Below are 18554 nucleotides of genomic sequence, written 5' to 3'. Positions count from 1 at the left end.
AGTCGGAATGCTGCTCACCGGCTCACGTTACCGCGATCGGGGGACCCGGGCGCGCGCCACCCCAGGGCCGTAGATCGTATGGCCATACGGTGACCGCGGGAGGTGTCCGCATGCACGCTCGACGCGACGGCCGCCGCTGGGGGCTGCGCATCGCGACCGCGCTGGCCGCGCTGGTGCTCACGGCCAGCGGCGCCGGCCACGCGATGGTCACCTCGGCGGAGAACGGCGTCCACCGGGTCGACCCGTTCCGCGGCCTCCGCGAGCGGCCCGAGGCCGGGGCGGGGCTCAACATCCTGCTCATCGGCACCGATTCACGCGAAGGCCTCACCGCGGAGGAACGCGACAGGTACCACGTCGGGGACGCCTCGTGCCGGTGCGCGGACGCCGTGCTGCTGCTGCACGTGTCCGAGGCCCGCGACCGCGCCACCGTCGTGAGCCTGCCGCGCGACTCCTACGCCGAGCTGCCCGCGCACGACTTCGCGGACTCGGGGGAACGGCACCCGGCGCACGCCGACAAGCTCAACGCCGCGCTCTCGCACGGCGGCCCGCCCCTCATGGTCAGCACCGTCGAGGGGCTGACGGGGCTGCGCGTCGACCACTACGTCGAGGTCAGCTTCGTCAGTTTCATGCGCGCGGTGGACGAGGTCGGCGGCGTGCGGCTGTGCAGCGCGCGCCCGTTGAAGGACAGTTACTCGGGGCTCGACCTGCCGGCCGGCACCAGCAGGCTGGACGGCGCCGAGGCCCTCGCGTACGTGCGGGCCCGCCACCTCGACGGCGGCTCGGACTTCGCCCGCATGGAACGGCAGCAGCGCTTCCTGGCCGCGTTCCTCGACGAGGCCGTCAGCAGCGGCGTGCTGCTCAACCCGGCGAAGGCCGGCGCCACCGCGCGGGCGCTGCTCGGCTCGGTGCGCGCCGACCCCGGCTTCGGCGCCGAGGAGATGCTCGCGCTCGCCGGCGTGCTGCGGCACTTCGAGACCGCGCAGGCCCGTTTCACCTCCGTGCCCGTCGCGGACACCGCGCGGCACGTGCCGGGGCTCGGCTCGACGGTGGTGTGGGACCGGGAGGCGGCGGGCCGCCTGTTCGCGGCGCTGCGCGTCGACGGCCCGCTGCCGGAGCCGCCGCGTCCCGAGGGCGCGGGCGGCACGCCGGGACCGGCGGCCACGGCCCGCGCGGACGAGATCACCTGCTGAGCGCGGGCACCCGGGCGCCACGCGGCTCACCGGGCGCCCGCGGGTCAGCGGACGGTGATGAACGCGTCGGCGGCGCGCGGCGGGCGGGGGCGCGGGGGCGCGGCGGCGTGGCCCACGGCGACCGTGCCCATCGGGTCCCAGTCCTCCGGCAGGCCGAGCGTCGCGCGCACCACGTCGCGGCAGAACATCGTCGAGGAGACCCAGGCCGAGCCGAGCCCCTCCCCGGCCAGGGCCACCAGCAGGTTCTGCACGCCGGCGCCCGCGGCCACCACGAACATCTCGCGTTCCGCGGCGGCCCGGCGCGCGTCCGGGTAGTCGTGCGCCCCGTCCGCGACGAGGCAGGGCACCACGAGGTAGGGGGCGGCCCGCAGCACCTCGCCGCGCCGGACGCGGCGTTCGATGCTCTCCTCGGACTTCCCGTCGCGCCGCAGGTCCGCGATCCACGCCTCGCGCATCGCGTCGAGCAGCGCGGTCCTGGCCTCCGCCGATTCGAGCAGCACGAACCGCCACGGCGTGGTGTGGTGCGGCGCGGGCGCGGTCACCGCGGCGGCCACCGCCCGGCGCACGGCCGCCGGGTCGACCGGCGCGTCGGTGAACTCCCGCACCGTGCGGCGCAGCGTCACCGCCTCGCGCACGGCCTCCGAGGTGCCGAGCCTGAACATGTCGTCGGCGGCCGGGCGGATCAGGTCGCGCCCGGTGCCGCCCGCCGCGACGACCCGGTGGCCGAGGCCGCGGACGACGGCGACCGGCAGGCCGTCCGTCTTGCCCTTGACCAGTTCGCCCGCGGCGGCGATCTCGTCCGCGACGGCGGTGATGGTCACGCCGAGCGGGTTGCCGTGCGGGTCGGTCCTGCCGCGCAGGTCGTCGAGCACCTCGACGCCGGCGGCGCCGATCGCGACGTCCGTCTGCCCCTCGCGCCAGGGCCGGCCGAACGTGTCGGTCACGACCACCCCGACCTCGACGCCCAGCAGCGCGCGCAGCCCGTCCCGTACGCGGGCGGCCGAGGCGTCGGGGTCCTCGGGCAGCAGCAGCACCGTGCCCGGCGGGGTGTTGGAGGCGTCGACCCCGGCCGCCGCCATCACGAAGCCGTGCCGGGTCTCGACGATGCGGGCGGGACCGCGCCGCGCGACGACGCGCACGGTCTCCGCGTCGATGGCCTCCTCCCGGTCGTCGGCGCGCAGCACGCGGCCCTCCGCCTTGCTGAGGATCTTCGAGGTGACGACGAGGATGTCGCCGTCGACGAGCCCGGGCAGCCCGGGAGCCGTGGCGGCCTCGGCGATCAGCTTGGCCGGCTCGTCGCCCGGCGCGACCTCGGGCACGCCCGGCAGGGCCCACACCCGGTAGGCGGGGGGCGCGGCGGCGTCCGGAGCGGTCATGCGGCCCTGACCTCCTCGGCGAGCGCGAGGGCCTCGCGCGCCATCGCGGCGGTGGCGTCGAGGTCGGTCATCAGCAGGGGAACGGCCCGGCAGCGGATGCCGTCCGCCTCCACCGCGCCGACGGCGTCCGCGTCGACGGTGTCCACGAGCCAGCCGTCGAGCAGCCCGGAGCCGTAGTGCTGGGCGACGGCCGCGGCGGTCGCGGGCACGCCGACGGCGGCGAGCACCTTGTCGGCCATGCCGCGCACCGGGGCGTTCCCGATGATCGGGGACAGGCCCACCACCGGCACGCCCGCCTCGGCGATGCCCTCGCGCACGCCGGGCACGGCCAGGATGGTGCCGACGCTCACGACGGGGTTCGAGGGCGGGAAGATGATCACATCGGCCTCGGCGAGCGCTTGGAGCACGCCGGGGGCGGGCGTCGCCTGGTCCGCGCCCACCGGCACCACGGCGTGCGCGGGCACCGAGGCGCGCATGCGCACCCAGTACTCCTGGAAGTGCACGGCCTTGCGCCCGCCCTCGCCGTCGTCGACGACGACGTGCGTCTCGACCCGGTCGTCCGTCATCGGCAGCAGCGTCACGCCCGGCTCCCAGCGGCGGCACAGCGCCTCGGTCACGGCGCTGAGCGGATAACCCGCCCCGACCATCTGGGTCCTGACGATGTGGGTGGCGAAGTCCCGGTCGCCCAGGCCGAACCACTCGGGGCCGACGCCGTAGGCGGCCAGCTCCTCCTTCACGGCGAACGTCTCGTCCGCCCGGCCCCAGCCCTGCTCCTCGTGGATGCCGCCGCCCAGCGTGTACATCACCGTGTCGAGGTCGGGACACACCTTCAGGCCGAACAGATGGATGTCGTCACCGGTGTTGCCGATGACGGTGATGCCGGCCTCGGGGGCGGCGCGCCGCAGGCCGCGCAGGAAGCGGGCGCCGCCGATACCGCCGGACAGAACCACGATGCGTTGCATGCGGCCCAGTCTGTCAGCAGGCGAGGGAGTCCCGGGGCACGGGTTCCGCGCGGGACCTGGGGTGCATGCGCATCTCGGTGAGCCCGGGGAAGTAGACGTGCAGGCTGACGGCCGGGGCGAGCGAGACGTTGACGACCTCGTGCACGGAGCCGGGCGCGAGCATCCGCAGCGCACCCGGCGCCAGCACGCGGCTCCCGCCGCGCGCCTCCTCGGTGAGCGCGCCGTCGAGCACGGTGTACAGGCCGGTGGAGGCGCCGTGGTCGTGCCGCCCGCTGCCCTGCCCCGGCACCCAGCTCAGCAGCCACACCTCGTACCCGGGGCCCGTGCGCAGCCGGTGGTACCAGCGGCTGGCCGCGTCGTACCGCACCAGGGGCGCCCAACACGCGCGATCACCCGCGAGCGCGGTGGCCAGGGCCGCGAACTGCGCGACGGTGGACGGGTGCTCGGGAACGGGCGGCAGCAGGTGCGGCAGCGCCAGCGGGTCGCCGGCGATCGCGTTGTCGTTGTCCATGGAGTGGAGGTGTCGCCATCGGTCGGTGCGGATGGGCGCCGCGGCGGAACGGCCGCCGCGAGCGGGCCCGGGCGCGCGCCCGGTGCCGGGGACATTCTTCCACCCCGTTTCACCACTTCGCGCCGTACGGGCCGAGGAAAGGTTTATGCGGCTGATTCACGGACAGAAGGGCACCCACCGCGGCGCTGTCCGCGGGCCCGAGGGCCGTTGCCCGTCCGTGATCCGGCTGTGATCCTGATCGCTGTCCCGCATAGGGCGCAACAGATCCGGGGACTCGTTCGTCCTTCACGGGTGCGGGCGGCACGACCCGAGGCGATCCGTAGGGATATGTGGGGAGGTGGTGGAAGTGGAACGGGATTACACGGCAGCAGACCGTGGCCAGTGGTGTGACTTTGTGTCGATTTGAACACTTTCCGTGCGCTTGTGGTGCCACAGGGTGAATCATCGGGTGAATAACAGATCGTGGCTTGACTGCCAGTGAGCACCCCGCCTGTAATTTCACTCGTGTCGTTCGAGCGGTATCGATAACAGCGGCATCACGGGGAAGCAAAGAAGACGAGGGGCGCGCATATGACCGAGCTGTTCCAGCAACTGCTGGTCGATCAGGCGGACGAGGAACTGGGCTGGCAGGAACGCGCCCTGTGCGCCCAGACCGATCCCGAGTCGTTCTTCCCCGAGAAGGGCGGTTCCACACGCGAGGCGAAGAAAGTCTGTCTCGCCTGCGAGGTGCGGTCCGAATGCCTCGAATACGCGCTCGCGAACGACGAACGTTTCGGCATCTGGGGCGGATTGTCCGAGCGTGAACGCCGACGTCTCAAGAAGGCCGCTGTCTGAGCACGGAGCGACAGCAGGTGACCGGCCGCTGACCGCATCCGCGTCGGCCCGGCGGGCGCTAGTGTGGTGCGCTGTCCGAGACGTCGCCGCGCGGCGGCACCGTCCACACCGTCCAGCGAGAACCGGGGCCAGCACCTCGATGTCCGTGCACAGCCAGCCGGCGGCGACCCAGCAGGCCGCCCATCCCGAATTCCCGCGGCACGTCGTCACCGCCGTCCTCGTCTCGCACGACGGCGAACGCTGGCTCCCCGAGGTCCTGAGCGGCCTGCTCGGCCAGGAGCGGCCGGTCCAGGACGTCATCGCCGCCGACACGGGAAGCGCCGACGCCTCCGCCACCCTGGTCGCCGAGGCCATCGGCGCGGACCGGGTCCTGCACCTCGCCCGCCGCAGCGGGTTCGGCAGCGCGGTCGCCGAAGCCGCCCGCACCGCCCCGGTCCTGACGCCGGAGGAACTGCCCTACCTCAAGCGCCGCAGCGCCTGGGACCCCGTCACCCGCACCTGGGACACCAGCACCTACGACCTGCCGGAACTGCCCTTCGGCGAGCCCGTCCAGTGGCTGTGGCTGCTCCACGACGACGCCGCCCCGGAACCGGACGCGCTCGCCGAACTGCTCAGGCAGGCCGACGCCACGCCCTCCGCCGCCATCATCGGCGCCAAACTGCGCGGCTGGTACGACCGCAAGCAACTCCTCGAAGTCGGCGTCTCCATCGCCAACAGCGGGCGCCGCTGGACCGGCCTCGACCGCCGCGAGCAGGACCAGGGGCAGCACGACCAGGTGCGCGCCGTCCTCTCCGTCTCCACCGCCGGCATGCTCGTCCGCCGCGACGTCTTCGAACAACTCGGCGGATTCGACCGCCGGTTGCCCCTCATGCGCGACGACCTCGACCTGTGCTGGCGGGCCCAGGCCGCGGGGCACCGCGTCCTCGTCGCGCCCCAGGCCGTCCTGCGGCACGCGGAAGCCGCCTCGCGCGAGCGCCGTTCCATCGACTGCGCCGGACGCCTCGGCGGCAACCCGCACCGCGTCGACAAGGCCGCCGCCGCCTACACCCTGCTCGTCAACGCCCGCGGGCGCGCGCTGCCCTGGATCGTCTTCCGGCTCGTCCTCGGCACCCTGCTGCGCGTCCTCGCCTACCTCGTCGGCAAACTGCCGGGCCGCGCCGTCGACGAGGCCGCGGGACTCCTCGGCACCCTGCTGCGCCCGGGACTCGTGCTCACCGCGCGGCGCCGCCGCGAACGAGCCGCCGCCGGCGGCGACCCCGGCGACCTCCGCCCGCTGTTCCCCCCGCCGCTCGCCACCGTCCGCACCACACTCGAACAGGCCGCGGGCGGCCTCGCCAGGCGCTCCGAGACCGCGACCGCGCCGGCCGGCCGGCACGGGGCCGTCGAGTCGGGCCCCTCGGACGACGAGGCCGACTCGCTCGAAGTCGAGCAGTTCGCCCGCCTCAGGCGCCTCTTCCGCCGCCCCGGGCCCCTGCTCTTCCTCGGCCTGCTCCTCGCCGCGCTGGTCGCCTGCCGCGACCTCATCGGCACCGGCGCCCTCTCCGGCGGCGCGCTGCTGCCCGCCCCGGACGACGCGGGCGCCCTGTGGGACCGGCACTTCGGCACCTGGCAGCCCATCGGCACCGGCGGCACCGAGTCCGCGCCGCCCTACCTCGCGTTCCTGGCGCTGCTGGCCACGGGGCTGCTCGGCAGCACGGGCCTGACGATGACGCTCGCCCTGGTCGCCTGCGTGCCCCTGGCCGGCCTGAGCGCCTACTTCACCTCGCGCCCCCTGGTCATGTCCCGCGTGCTGCGCGCGTGGGCCGCCGTCGCCTACGCGTTCCTGCCCGCCGTCACCGGCGCCCTGGCCGGCGGCCACCTCGGCACCGCCGTCCTCGCCGTGCTGCTGCCGCCGCTGGCCCGCACGGCCGTCCTGGCCGCCGGCTACGCCACCCCCGGGGGGCGCGGCTCCTGGCGCGCGACATGGGCGTGCGCCCTGCTGCTGACGGTCGCGACCGCGTTCACACCCGTCATGTGGCCGCTGGCCGTTCTGCTCGCCCTGCTCGCCCTCGCCCTGCCGCTGCCCTTCGACCCGGCGCTGGTCCGGGCCAAGGCGCTGCGGACGGCGGCCGTGCTGCTCACCCCGTTCGTGCTGCTCGGCCCGTGGTCCTGGTCGGTCCTGCTCAGCCCGGGCGACTTCCTGCGCGAGGTGGGCCTGCCGTTCGACACGGGCGACGCCACCGCGTTCCAGCTCCTCAACCTCAACCCCGGCGGCCCCGGCACCCCGGGCACCTGGCTGCTCATCGGCATCGTGCTCGCCGCGCTCGGCGCGCTGCTGCGCGGCGAACGGCGGCTGGCCGTCACCACCGCGTGGGCCGTCGCCCTGGTCGCGTTCGTCTTCGCGGTCTGGTCCGACGGCGAGGGGTGGGCGGGCCCGGCCACGCTCGTCAACGGCATCGCGCTGCTCTCCGCCGCCGTGCTCGGCGCGGACGGCGCGCGGTACCGGGTCGCCGCGCAGAGCTTCGGCTGGCGGCAGCCCGTCGCCGTGGCCATCGCGGGCGCGGCCGCCGCGGGACCGCTGCTCGTCGCGGCCGGCTGGGTCATCGGCGGCGCGGACGGCCCGCTGGAGCGCACCAGCCCCGTGCAGGTCCCGGCGTTCGTCGCCGAGGAGAGCCGGGGGCAGGACCAGGCCCGCACGCTCGTCCTGGCAGGCCGCGACGCGGTGGCCGACGGCTCGGCCGCGGCCGTCGACTACAGCCTGGTCCGCGGCTCCGGCGCCCGCCTCGGCGACGCCGACCTCGCCGAACTGCTCGGCCCCGACGACGGGTTGAGCCGGGTCGTCGGTGACCTTGTGGCGGGTTCAGGCGCCGACCAGACCACCGCGCTCGCCGCCTTCGGGGTGCGGTACGTGCTGGTGCAGGACGGTTCGCCGCCCGGGCTCCAGCGGGTGCTCGACACCACCCCGGGACTCCAGCGGCTCAGCCAGGAGGAGGGCGCGCTGTGGCGCGTGGACCGCGAGGTCGCGCGCGCCATGATCGTGCCCGCGGAGGAGCAGGGCGGCGCCGCGGCGGCGGTCGCCGTCCCCGCCGGCGCGGTCGAGATCCACACCGACGTGCCCAACGGCGAGGCCGGGCGCGTGCTGCGGCTCGCGGACGCCGCCTCCGACGGGTGGCGGGCCACCCTCGACGGACAGGAACTGCCCGCCGTGACCGTGGGCGGCTGGGCCCAGGGCTTCGAACTGCCCGCGGGCGGCGGGCGCCTCGACGTCGTGCACGAGGCGCCGTTCACCCACACCCTGTGGACGTGGGCGCAGGGCTTCGGCCTGCTCGTGCTGACCGTGCTCGCGCTGCCGGGCCGCCGCCGCGAACTCGACGACGACCTGCCGGACGAGCCCGAGCCCGAGGCCGCGCCCCAGGGCCGCCGCGCGCGGCGCCAGAGCGCCGCTCCGCCCGCGCGCGCCCACGCCGCGCAGCGCGCGGGCGAGCCGGCCGCGCCGGGTGCCGAGCCGCAGGACGGGCCGGACGAATCGGTCGGGCCGGACGGGCCTCCGGCCCCCGCGCCCGGCGTTCCCCCGCAGGCGGCGCCGTACGCGGCGGCGCCCCCCGGCCCCGCGGAGCCGGGCGGGGGCTCGTGGGGCGGTGACCCGGACGCGTGGCCCGGCCCCTACCAGGAAGCGGGCGGCTACCAGGGGACGGGCGGGTACCAGGAAGCGGGCGGATACCAGGACCAGGGCGCGTATCCGGGCCACGACCAAGGGAGTTGGCCGGGCCAGGGCGCCTACCAGGGCCAGGGCGCCCCCCACGAGGGCGCGGCCCCCGGGCAGGTCCCGCCGCAGCAGTACCCCGCCTGGGACGGCCGGACGCATGACCAGGCCGGGCAGCCCTACGACCACAGGACCGACCGCGGCGACGGGAGCAACCAGCGATGAACCGCGCACCCCTGTCCCTCCTCGCCGTCGCCGTCGCGCTCACGGCGGTCACCGGCGTGGCGTTCCTGCGGCCGGGCGAGGGCGAGGCGGCGCCCGTGGCCGACCGGGCGCCCGTTCCCGTCGAACGCACCGTGCTGACCTGCCCCCGGCCCACGGGAGCCGAGTCGGGCTCCACCGTGTACACCGCGTTCACGCCGCCCACGGACGGGGCCGCGGAACGGGACGGCGAGGACGCCGGCGAGGACGGCGAGGACGCAGGGCCGAGCGCCGCGCTGCTGCCCGCGCCCGAGTACCTGCCGGGCGACGAGGAGGACGGCGGCGAGGAGGACAACGGCGCGGCGGGCGGCGGGGAGGCGGAGCCGGTGGTGCCGCTCACCGAGCCGGGCGCCCCGGTGTCGGCGCGCGTGGACGACGCGGACGCCCCCGCCCTCAGCGGCACGGCGGAGCAGGAGCTCGCGCCCGGCTGGACCGTTCAGCAGACCACGGTCGTCGGCTCGGGGCCGGGCAGCGGCGTCCTCGGCACCGCGTGCCAGGCCCCGGACACCGAGTTCTGGTTCGCCGGCGCGAGCACCGCCGAAAGCCGCTCCGACTACCTGCACATCACCAACCCGGACCGGGCCGCCACCGTCGTGGACATCGTCCTGCACGGCGCCGAGGGCCCGTTGGACTCCGAGGCGGGGCAGGGCCTGACCGTGCCGGGCGGCGCCACCCTCCCGGTCCGCCTCTCCACCGTCAGCCCCGAGCCGCAGACGAACGTCGCCGTCCAGGTCACCGCGCGAACGGGGCGGATCGGCGCCCAGATCGAGGCCGTCGACCAGCAACTCGGCGCCGACTGGCTGGCACCGGCCGCCGCACCCGCCGGCGGCCCCGCCGTCCTGCCGGGCATCCCCGCCGGAACGCGTTCGGTGCGCCTGGCCGTGTACGCGCCGGGCGGCGAGGACGTCACGCTCGACGTCGGCCTGGCCGGGAGCGGCGGAACGATCACCCCCGCCGGCTACGAGACGATCACCGTCCCCGCGGGCACGCTGACCGCGATCGACCTGGAGAACGTCACCAGGGGCGAGCCCGGCTCCCTCGTCCTGACCCCCGCCGAGGGCTCGGGCGGCGGGCGCGTCGTCGCCGCCGCCCGCCTCACGATCGGGGACGAGGACGAGCAGGAGATGGCGTTCGTGCAGGCGACCGGGCCCGTCGGCACCCGCGCCTCCGCCGCGGGCAACACCGCGTCCGGCACCGCGCTCTCCCTCTTCGCCCCCGGGGACGCGGTCGAGGTCGAGGTCACGTGGTCGGCCGGCGCCGAGGGCGGCGAGAGCGTCAGCGAGACGCACACGATCGACGGCCGCACCACCCTCACCCTCGCCCCCGAACCGCCGGAGGGCACCGAGGGCACGTTCGCCGTGACGCTGACCCCGCGCGGCGGGACGCTGTACGCGGCCAGGACCCTCGCCGTCGAGGAGGACGGAACGGCCGGCTGGACCGTCCAGACCCTGTCGGACGACCGGTCGACCGTGGCCGTTCCCGAGACCGCGCCCGACCTGTCCATCCTCATGGACTGAGGGCGGGGTCCGGGCCCGCGCCCGCCCGCGGGCCGCGGAACGTTCAGTCCTCGCCGTAGCCCGGGTCGACCGACTCGGGGGCGAGGCCGAGCAGTTCCGCCGCCTGCTCCACGACGACCTCGTGCACCAGCTGGGCGCGTTCGTCCCCGTCCCTGGCCCGCAGCTCCACCGGGCGGCGGTACACCACGATCCGGTCCGGCCGCCCGGCACCCGCGCGTTCGAGCCCGCCGAGCGGCACGCCGTCCCCCTCGTCCGCCGCCTCGTCCTCGCGCGGCAGCCACGGCACCTCGCGCACCGCGAAGTCCACGCCCGCCAGTTGCGGCAGCCTGCGCCGCAGCCGGTCGGCCGAATCGCTCACGAGGGAGTCGAAGGTGTCCGCGCGGCTGAGCGCGAGCGGCACCTGCGGCGGCGCCACGGGACCGCGCATGCCGCGGCCGTGCCGGTCCCTGCGCCGATGACGGTCGGCGGGGCCCGGCGGGACTGGGGGGACGCCGCTGGAAGTGTCCATCGCCCACGACGATAGAGGACGGGCGGCCCGCGGGTGAGGACTGCGCGCGTCAGCCCCGCCGCCGCGGGACAACCCCGAACCAACAGACGAATGCGGACACCGCGGGCGCAGGTGGGACGACACGGCAGGGTGACGCCGGGCCGAGTCGTCGCGACCCGCTCAGGAGTGCGGTACGGTCCAACATCGTGAGCCCCGTACGTCGCTGTTCGCGCACCGCGTGCGCCAGACCCGCCGTCGCGACGCTTACGTATGTGTACGCGGACTCCACGGCTGTCCTCGGGCCCCTGGCCACCTACGCCGAGCCGCACTGCTACGACCTGTGCGCCGAGCACTCCGAGCGGCTGACGGCACCCCGCGGCTGGGAGGTCGTCCGGCTGGCCGTGGACCCCGCCGCCGCCCGGCACACCTCAGACGACCTGGAAGCGCTGGCCGATGCCGTGCGCGAGGCCGCGCGCACGCCGCCGCGCCAGGAGCCGCCGCCCACGCCGCCCGTCGGCGCCGACCCCATGGAGGTCGCGCGGCGCGGGCACCTGCGCATCCTCCGGTCGCCCGACCCCTGAGGCCCGGCCGGTACATTGAGGGCGAGCGCTCACGTCAGCACCGCCCATCCACCGACCTCAAGACAAGGGGTTACCGTGCCGGATCTGTCACGGATCGTGAAGGCCTACGACGTGCGCGGGGTGGTTCCCGACCAGTGGGACGAAGACCTCGCCGAACTGTTCGGCGCGGCCTTCGCCGAGGTCACCGAGGCCACCGCCGTCGTCATCGGCCACGACATGCGCCCGTCCTCGCCCGGCCTGTCCCGCGCGTTCGGCCGCGGCGCGGCGGCCCGGGGCGCGGACGTCACCGAGATCGGCCTGTGCTCCACCGACCAGCTGTACTACGCGAGCGGCGCGCTCGGACTGCCGGGCGCCATGTTCACCGCGAGCCACAACCCCGCCGAGTACAACGGCATCAAGATGTGCCGGGCCGGGGCCGCGCCCATCGGGCAGGACAGCGGCCTCGCGGAGATCCGCGCCCTCGTCGAGCGCTGGGCCGATGAGGGCGCCCCCGAGCCCGTCGCCGACCGGGGGAGCATCGGGCAGCGGGACACCCTCGACGACTACGCGGCCCACCTGCGTTCCCTCGTCGACCTCACCGGCATCCGCCCGCTCAAGGTCGTCGTCGACGCGGGCAACGGCATGGGCGGGCACACCGTCCCGACCGTGCTCGCCGGCCTCCCGGTCGAACTCGACGCACTGTACTTCGAACTGGACGGCACGTTCCCCAACCACGAGGCCAACCCCCTCGATCCGGCCAACATCGTCGACCTCCAGGCCCGCGTGCGCGCCACCGGCGCCGACATCGGCCTGGCCTTCGACGGCGACGCCGACCGCTGCTTCGTCGTCGACGAGCGCGGCGAGCCCGTGCCGCCCTCCGCGATCACCGCCCTGGTGGCCGCCCGCGAGCTGGCCAAGGCCCCGGGGTCCGCCGTCATCCACAACCTCATCACCTCCTGGACCGTGGCCGAGGTCGTCCGCGAGAACGGCGGCACCCCGATCCGCACGCGCGTCGGCCACTCGTTCATCAAGGCCGAAATGGCCCGCACCGGCGCGATCTTCGGCGGCGAGCACTCCGCGCACTACTACTTCAGGGACTTCTGGAACGCCGACACCGGCATGCTCGCCGCCCTGCACGTCCTGGCCGCGCTCGGCGAGCAGCAGGGCCCGCTGTCCGAACTGGTCGCCGCGTACGACCGCTACGCAAGCTCGGGCGAGATCAACAGCCGCGTCGACGACCAGGCGGGGCGCGCCGCCGCGGTGCGCGCCGCCTACGCCGACCGGGAGGGGGTCACCCTCGACGAGCTCGACGGCCTGACCGTCACCTCGGCCGACTGGTGGTTCAACCTCAGGCCCTCCAACACCGAGCCGCTGCTGCGGCTCAACATCGAGGGGCGCGACACGGCCACCGTCGAGAAGATCCGCGACGAGGTGCTCGCGCTCGTCCGCGCCTGACGCGGCCCTGGCACGTCGTGCCGCCGTGGCGTCCCTCCGGGTAGGGTGACCAGCGACAGTCACGCACCGCGGGAGGGACGCCCATGCCGCTCGTCGAGGCCGCTCTGCTCGACATCCTCGCCTGCCCCGTCTGCCACGCCGCGCTGCGCGAGGAAGGCGACGAGCTGCTGTGCACCGGAGACGGCTGCGCACTGGCCTACCCGGTGCGGGACGGCATCCCCGTCCTGCTGGAGGACGAGGCGCGCCGCACCGGCTGAGTTCGCGCGGCCCACCGAGACCCATGACCGACGAAACGTTCCTCGACGCCCCCGACGCCCTGGCCCGCGCGGACTCCGGCGGGCTCCTGCGGGCCGTCGCCTCCTCCGGCGCCCACGTGCGCACCGCGGCCCGCGGCGCCGAGGAGTCACCGCTCGGCCGGCTGACCCCCGAGGGCAGGCCGGGCACCGTCCTCGTCGCGGGCACGGGACCGGAAACGCCGCTCGCCGCCGACCTGCTCGCCGCACTCGCCGGTGACACCGTCCGCGTCACGCGGCTGCGCCCGGCGGGGCCGCTGCCCGCGCCCGGCGCCCTCACCTGGCACCTGCCGCGCTGGGCCGGGCCCATGGACCTGCTCGTGGTCCTCTCGGCCGAGGGCATCGCGCCCGGCCTCTCCCTCCTGGTCGAGGCCGCCCACCGGCGCGGCTGCTCCCTGGTGTCCGTTGCCCCCGAGGGCTCGCCCCTGGCCGACGTCACCGCGCACCGCCGCGGCCTCGGACTGCCGTACGCCCCCGCGCCGTTCGCCCGGACCGCCGGGCACCCGGCCGCCCCAGGGCCCGCCTGGGCCCTGCTCACCCCGGTGCTGCTCCTCGGCGACAGGCTCGGCCTGTTCGGCGCGCGCGCCGCCGAGGGCCAGGGCGGCTCACCGGGCGGGAACGGCCCTCGGGGCGCGGCGGACAGCACCGCGGTGGCCGCCCTGGCCGACCGGCTCGACACGGTCGCGGAACGCTGCGGACCCGCCGTCAGGACCCACGACAACCCGGCCAAGACCCTGGCCGTCGAGTTCTCCGCCACGCTGCCGCTGCTGTGGAGCGAGGGCCCCCTCGCGCGCGCCGCGGCCCGGCACGCCGCCGCCACGCTGACCGGCCTCGCGGGCCATCCCGCGCTCACCGCGCAGCTGCCCGAGGCGCTGACCGCGCACGGCGCGCTGCTCGGCGGCGGGCCGGGCCGGGAGGGCGCGGCCGACGACGACTTCTTCCGCGACCGCGTCGACGAGCCGGCGCCGCTGCACCCCCGCGTCCTGCTGCTCAGGGACGGCTCGGCCGGCGCCGGGGACGAGGACGGCGGCCCGCAGGCGGGGCCGGGCGGCGCGGCGGAGCCGGACGGGGCCGCCGCGGCGGCGCGCGAACTCGCGTTCGCCCAGGGCGTCGCGTTCGGTGAACTGCGCGCGGCCGACGACGGTGGCGGCCCGCTTGGCGCCGTGGCCGAACTCATCGCCCGGCTCGACTTCGCCGCCGTCTACCTGGCGCTCGGCGCCGGCGCGTAGCCCGGCGCTTCGCGCGCCGGGCGCGCCCGCCCGGGCGACCGCGCGCCGACCCACGCACCCACCCGCCCGCTCCGCAGAAAGACCGCCGCGACATGGACCTGCTGGACAACACCGTCAAGACCTACGCCTGGGGCTCGGTCACCGCCATCCCCGAACTGCTCGGCACCGAGCCCACCGGCGAGCCGCAGGCCGAGCTGTGGATGGGCGCCCACCCCGGCGCGCCCTCCCGCGTGGACCGGGGCGCGGGGCCCGTCTCCCTCGCGGAGGTCATCGCCGCCGACCCCGCCGCGGAACTCGGCGGCGCCACGGCCGAGCGGTTCGGCCCCCGGCTGCCGTTCCTGCTCAAGCTCCTCGCCGCCCAGAGCCCGCTCTCCCTCCAGGTCCACCCGGACCGGACCCAGGCGGAGGCCGGCTACGCCGACGAGGAACGGCGCGGCGTCCCGGCCGACGCCCCGCACCGCACCTACAAGGACGCCAACCACAAGCCCGAACTGATCTGCGCGCTCACCCCGTTCGAGGGCCTCTGCGGCTTCCGCCCCGCCGCCGGAACCGCGGACCTGCTGGACGAACTCGGCGTCGACCAGCTCAAGCCCTACGCCGACCTGCTGCGCGCCCGCCCCGAGAGCGGGGCGCTGCGCGAGGTCTTCACCGCCGTGCTGACCGCCGACCCGGCGGCCGTGGCCGACACCGCGGCGCGCGCCGCCGAGGCCGCGGACCGGCTCGCCACCGCGCGCCCCGACCATCCGCACGCCGCCGCGTGCGCCGCCTACGCCTCGCTCGCGCGCCACTACCCCGGGGACCCGGGCGTCGTCGCCGCCATGCTCCTCAACCACGTGCGCCTCGCGCCCGGCGAGGCGCTGTTCCTCGGCGCCGGGGTTCCCCACGCCTACCTGCACGGACTCGGCGTCGAGATCATGGCGAACTCCGACAACGTGCTCCGCTGCGGGCTCACCCCCAAGCACGTCGACGTCCCCGAACTCCTGCGGATCGTGCGCTTCGAGGCCGGCGACCCCGGGGTGCTGCGCCCGGCCCAGGAACAGGGGGGCGAGGAGCGGTACGCGACGCCGATCGACGAGTTCCGCCTCTCCCGGTACGTGCTCACCGGCGAGCCCGGGGAGCCGCTGCCCACCGGGGCCGCCCAGGTCCTGCTGTGCACCGGGGGCCGCGTCACCCTGCGCGCCGAGGACGGCGGCGACCTGGTCCTCGACCCGGGCCGTTCCGCCTACGTGCCCGCGGGTGAACGGATCGTCCCGGCGGGTCCCGGCACCCTGTTCCGCGCCACGACCGCCGGGTGAGGCCGCCGGGTGAGGCCGCGGGACGGTGACGCGAAGCCGTCCCCGGGGCACCCGCGGCCTTGAGGGGCACCGGGGGGCGCGGTGTAAATTCGGAGTGGAAGTCGACGTCGCTGCTGATGGCAGTCGGGCGGCCCGCGGGCGAGCCCGGCCGAGGGGTAAGAAGGCCCTCCGACGGACTGCGAGGCTCCGGACGCACCGCGCTCGCGCGGCGCGCCCGCAGTCGCATCATGTCCGCCAACGCTCACCATCGAGGAGCAGTCGTCATGACAACGAGCGCCACCCACGCTCAGGACTTCAAGGTCGCCGACCTCTCACTGGCCGCCTTCGGCCGCAAGGAGATCACCCTCGCCGAGCACGAGATGCCCGGGCTGATGGCGATCCGCGAGGAGTTCGCCGCCGCCCAGCCGCTGGCCGGGGCGCGCATCACCGGCTCGCTGCACATGACCGTGCAGACCGCCGTGCTCATCGAGACCCTCGTGGCCCTCGGCGCCCGGGTCCGCTGGGCCTCCTGCAACATCTTCTCCACCCAGGACCACGCCGCCGCGGCCATCGCCGAGGCCGGCATCCCGGTCTTCGCCTGGAAGGGCGAGACGCTCGAAGAGTACTGGTGGTGCACCGAGCAGGCGCTGACCTGGCCGGACGCCCCCACCGGCGGGCCGAACATGATCCTCGACGACGGCGGCGACGCCACGCTCCTGGTCCACAAGGGCGTGGAGTACGAGAAGGCGGGCAGCGTCCCCGACGTCGCCACCGCGGAGAACGACGAGCACCGGGTCATCCTCCAGCTGCTGACCCGCACCCTCGCCGAGGCGCCGCAGAAGTGGACGCGGGCCGCGTCCGAGATCCGCGGCGTCACCGAGGAGACCACCACGGGCGTGCACCGCCTGTACGAGATGTTCCGCGAGGGGCAGCTCCTCTTCCCCGCCATCAACGTCAACGACGCCGTCACCAAGTCGAAGTTCGACAACAAGTACGGCTGCCGCCACTCCCTGATCGACGGCATCAACCGCGCCACGGACGTCCTGATCGGCGGCAAGGTCGCCGTCGTCTGCGGCTACGGCGACGTCGGCAAGGGCTGCGCCGAGTCCCTGCGCGGGCAGGGCGCGCGCGTCATCGTCACCGAGATCGACCCGATCTGCGCCCTCCAGGCCGCGATGGACGGCTACCAGGTGGCCCGCCTCGACGACGTCGTGGAGACCGCCGACATCTTCATCACCGCCACGGGCAACAAGGACATCATCCGCGCCTCCGACATGGCCCGGATGAAGCACCAGGCGATCGTGGGCAACATCGGCCACTTCGACAACGAGATCGACATCGCGGGCCTGGCCAACACCCCCGGCATCGTCAAGGACGAGGTCAAGCCCCAGGTCCACACGTGGACGTTCCCCGACGGCCACACGATCATCATGCTGTCCGAGGGCCGCCTGCTGAACCTGGGGAACGCCACCGGCCACCCCTCGTTCGTGATGTCCAACAGCTTCGCGAACCAGACGATCGCCCAGATCGAGCTGTTCACCAAGCCCGACGCGTACCCGACCGGCGTCTACACCATCCCCAAGCACCTGGACGAGAAGGTCGCGCGGCTCCACCTGGACGCCCTCGGCGCCCGGCTGACCGAGCTGACCAAGGAGCAGGCCGACTACATCGGCGTGCCCGTCGAGGGCCCCTACAAGTCCGAGCACTACCGCTACTGACCGGCCCGCCGCCGCCCGGCCGCCCCGCGCGGCCGGGCGGCGGCCCCGACCCCACCGGCCCACGCCATGCCCCGCGGCACCTACCGCCACCACGACCCGCACGACGGCACGCCCCTGGGCACCGAACGGTTCCAGTGCGCGCCGGGACCCACCGGCTGGCGCTACGTCTCCGGTGTCGCGGGACCCGACGGCACGGACAGCGGCTCGGTCGACCTCACGATCGACACGCGCGGCCGGCCCGTCCGGCTCGAACTGCGGGCCGGCGGCTGGCAGGTGCGGGGCGCGGCGCTCAACGGCGTGACCTGGGTGCGCATGGCCGCCCGCACCGGCGAGGGCGCGGAGGAACGCAACGCGCCCGCCCGCGCGTTCACCGGCCCGTCGCCCGCGTTCCTCGTCGCGACCGCGCGCCTGCTGCGCCTGCCGGAACCCGGCGCCCACGCCCGCGTGCGGCTGGTCGCGCTCGCGCCCCCCGCCCTGGCCGCCCGCACCGCCACCGAGCGGTGGACGCTGACCGGCCGGGACGTCCACACCTCCGACGGCGCCGAGCTGACCGTGGACACCTACCTGATCGACGACCTCGACACCGGCGAGCGCCGCACCGCGCACCTCGCGGGCGACGTGGTGCTGTCCGCGCCCGGCATCGAACTCGCCGACCTCGACGCGCCGCCCTCGGCGTTCCCCCAGGAACCGCAGGACCCGGACGCCGCGGCGGACGTCACGACGGAGGAGTGAAGCCCGTCGCGGGACCCGGCGGCGGGTCAGCCGCCCGCTGCTCCCGGTCCCGCGCCCCGTCCCGCGGCACCCCGGCCCCCGGCGCTTCCCGCGGCACCGGGCCGCCCGGCGGCGCGAAGCCGCCCGGTGCCCCGGGCTCCGGCGCCGCCAGGACCTCGCCAGGGCCGGGCCCGGCCTCCGGCGGAACGGCCGTCGGAACGGCCGGACCCTGCGGCGCCGCAGCGGTCGGCGCACCGGCCCGCTCCCCGAAGGCGCGCTCCGCCTCGCGCCGCTGCCGCTCGGCCGTGACCGCGCTCAGGTAGGCGGCCGGGTGCAGCCCGGGCGGCGCGGGCGTGCCCACCCGCGCCACCACGTCATCCGCCAGCCGGACGCCCATCGACCAGGCCACCTGCGGGTCGAGCCGGTCGAGCCGGGTCAGGTACTGCCGCACGGCCAGCCACAGCCCGTCGGGCACGCGCGACAGGTCGAGCCCC

16 protein-coding genes (1 of these 16 only partly in view) are annotated in these 18554 nt (G+C 75.7%); 11 read left to right on the top strand and 5 right to left on the bottom strand.

Annotated elements, in window-relative coordinates; translation table 11 throughout:
* Positions 1–110: 110 nt before the first annotated feature.
* Entirely contained in the window at positions 111–1190 is a 1080-nt protein-coding gene (locus LC193_RS10795) for an LCP family protein (protein ID WP_226073631.1), read from the top strand.
* A gap of 44 nt (positions 1191–1234) precedes the next feature.
* Here the strand turns inward: LC193_RS10795 and LC193_RS10790 are convergent, their stop codons facing one another.
* Genes LC193_RS10790 through LC193_RS10780 form a run of 3 tightly spaced genes read right to left on the bottom strand, consistent with a single transcriptional unit; the run spans position 1235 to position 4039 of the window.
* Positions 1235–2566, bottom strand: a complete 1332-nt coding sequence (locus LC193_RS10790; RefSeq protein ID WP_226073629.1) for a coenzyme F420-0:L-glutamate ligase — start codon at positions 2564–2566, stop codon at positions 1235–1237.
* Positions 2563–3528, bottom strand: a complete 966-nt coding sequence (cofD, locus tag LC193_RS10785) for a 2-phospho-L-lactate transferase (RefSeq protein ID WP_226073628.1) — start codon at positions 3526–3528, stop codon at positions 2563–2565. Before cofD ends, LC193_RS10790 begins: the two co-directional genes overlap by 4 nt.
* Positions 3529–3541: 13 nt before the next feature.
* A complete protein-coding gene (locus tag LC193_RS10780) occupies positions 3542–4039 on the bottom strand; it encodes a cysteine dioxygenase (protein WP_226073626.1) in 498 nt (165 codons plus the stop codon).
* Between the two features lie 570 nt (positions 4040–4609).
* On the opposite strand from LC193_RS10780, the gene LC193_RS10775 reads away from it, so the two are divergent.
* The 3 genes from LC193_RS10775 to LC193_RS10765 all read left to right on the top strand — a co-directional run bounded on the left by LC193_RS10775 (position 4610) and on the right by LC193_RS10765 (position 10333).
* Positions 4610–4873: a WhiB family transcriptional regulator gene (locus tag LC193_RS10775; protein ID WP_049578918.1), complete on the top strand. Its 264-nt coding sequence runs from the start codon at positions 4610–4612 to the stop codon at positions 4871–4873.
* Between the two features lie 139 nt (positions 4874–5012).
* Positions 5013–8780 (top strand): glycosyltransferase, encoded by a 3768-nt coding sequence (locus tag LC193_RS10770; protein WP_226073624.1) that lies wholly within the window; start codon positions 5013–5015, stop codon positions 8778–8780.
* The gene (locus tag LC193_RS10765; RefSeq protein WP_226073622.1) at positions 8777–10333 is read left to right on the top strand and encodes a DUF5719 family protein; all 1557 of its coding nucleotides are present in this window, start codon (positions 8777–8779) and stop codon (positions 10331–10333) included. Before LC193_RS10770 ends, LC193_RS10765 begins: the two co-directional genes overlap by 4 nt.
* Positions 10334–10376: 43 nt before the next feature.
* Here LC193_RS10765 and LC193_RS10760 read toward each other — a convergent pair whose 3' ends face one another.
* Complete coding sequence (locus tag LC193_RS10760) at positions 10377–10841, bottom strand: metallopeptidase family protein (protein WP_226073619.1); 465 nt, start codon at positions 10839–10841, stop codon at positions 10377–10379.
* A 185-nt stretch (positions 10842–11026) separates the two neighbouring features.
* Between LC193_RS10760 and LC193_RS10755 the strand changes: the two genes are divergently transcribed.
* From LC193_RS10755 to LC193_RS10725, 7 genes are all read left to right on the top strand, one after another.
* Positions 11027–11401: a DUF3499 domain-containing protein gene (locus tag LC193_RS10755; RefSeq protein WP_218027917.1), complete on the top strand. Its 375-nt coding sequence runs from the start codon at positions 11027–11029 to the stop codon at positions 11399–11401.
* Between the two features lie 75 nt (positions 11402–11476).
* Positions 11477–12835, top strand: a complete 1359-nt coding sequence (locus LC193_RS10750; protein ID WP_226073617.1) for a phosphomannomutase/phosphoglucomutase — start codon at positions 11477–11479, stop codon at positions 12833–12835.
* Between the two features lie 83 nt (positions 12836–12918).
* Entirely contained in the window at positions 12919–13092 is a 174-nt protein-coding gene (locus LC193_RS10745; protein ID WP_086160236.1) for a Trm112 family protein, read from the top strand.
* Between the two features lie 23 nt (positions 13093–13115).
* The gene (locus LC193_RS10740; protein WP_226073615.1) at positions 13116–14357 is read left to right on the top strand and encodes an SIS domain-containing protein; all 1242 of its coding nucleotides are present in this window, start codon (positions 13116–13118) and stop codon (positions 14355–14357) included.
* A 92-nt stretch (positions 14358–14449) separates the two neighbouring features.
* Complete coding sequence (gene manA / locus LC193_RS10735) at positions 14450–15652, top strand: mannose-6-phosphate isomerase, class I (protein WP_226073613.1); 1203 nt, start codon at positions 14450–14452, stop codon at positions 15650–15652.
* A 263-nt stretch (positions 15653–15915) separates the two neighbouring features.
* Positions 15916–17349 (top strand): adenosylhomocysteinase, encoded by a 1434-nt coding sequence (gene ahcY / locus LC193_RS10730; protein ID WP_226073611.1) that lies wholly within the window; start codon positions 15916–15918, stop codon positions 17347–17349.
* A gap of 66 nt (positions 17350–17415) precedes the next feature.
* Complete coding sequence (locus LC193_RS10725) at positions 17416–18081, top strand: hypothetical protein (RefSeq protein WP_226073610.1); 666 nt, start codon at positions 17416–17418, stop codon at positions 18079–18081.
* Here LC193_RS10725 and LC193_RS10720 read toward each other — a convergent pair.
* A protein-coding gene (locus LC193_RS10720; protein WP_226073609.1) for an RDD family protein crosses the window boundary here: on the bottom strand, positions 18065–18554 show its 3' portion. The gene runs 515 nt beyond the window's last position; 490 of the gene's 1005 nt are visible here — the last part of the coding sequence; its start codon lies beyond the right edge, outside the window; its stop codon occupies positions 18065–18067. The genes LC193_RS10725 and LC193_RS10720 overlap by 17 nt on opposite strands.

Source organism: Streptomyces marincola (genome assembly GCF_020410765.1).
Classification (GTDB): domain Bacteria; phylum Actinomycetota; class Actinomycetes; order Streptomycetales; family Streptomycetaceae; genus Streptomyces; species Streptomyces marincola.
The sequence above is the reverse complement of the archived record's forward strand: the minus strand, read 5'-3'. Positions and strand labels throughout refer to the sequence as shown.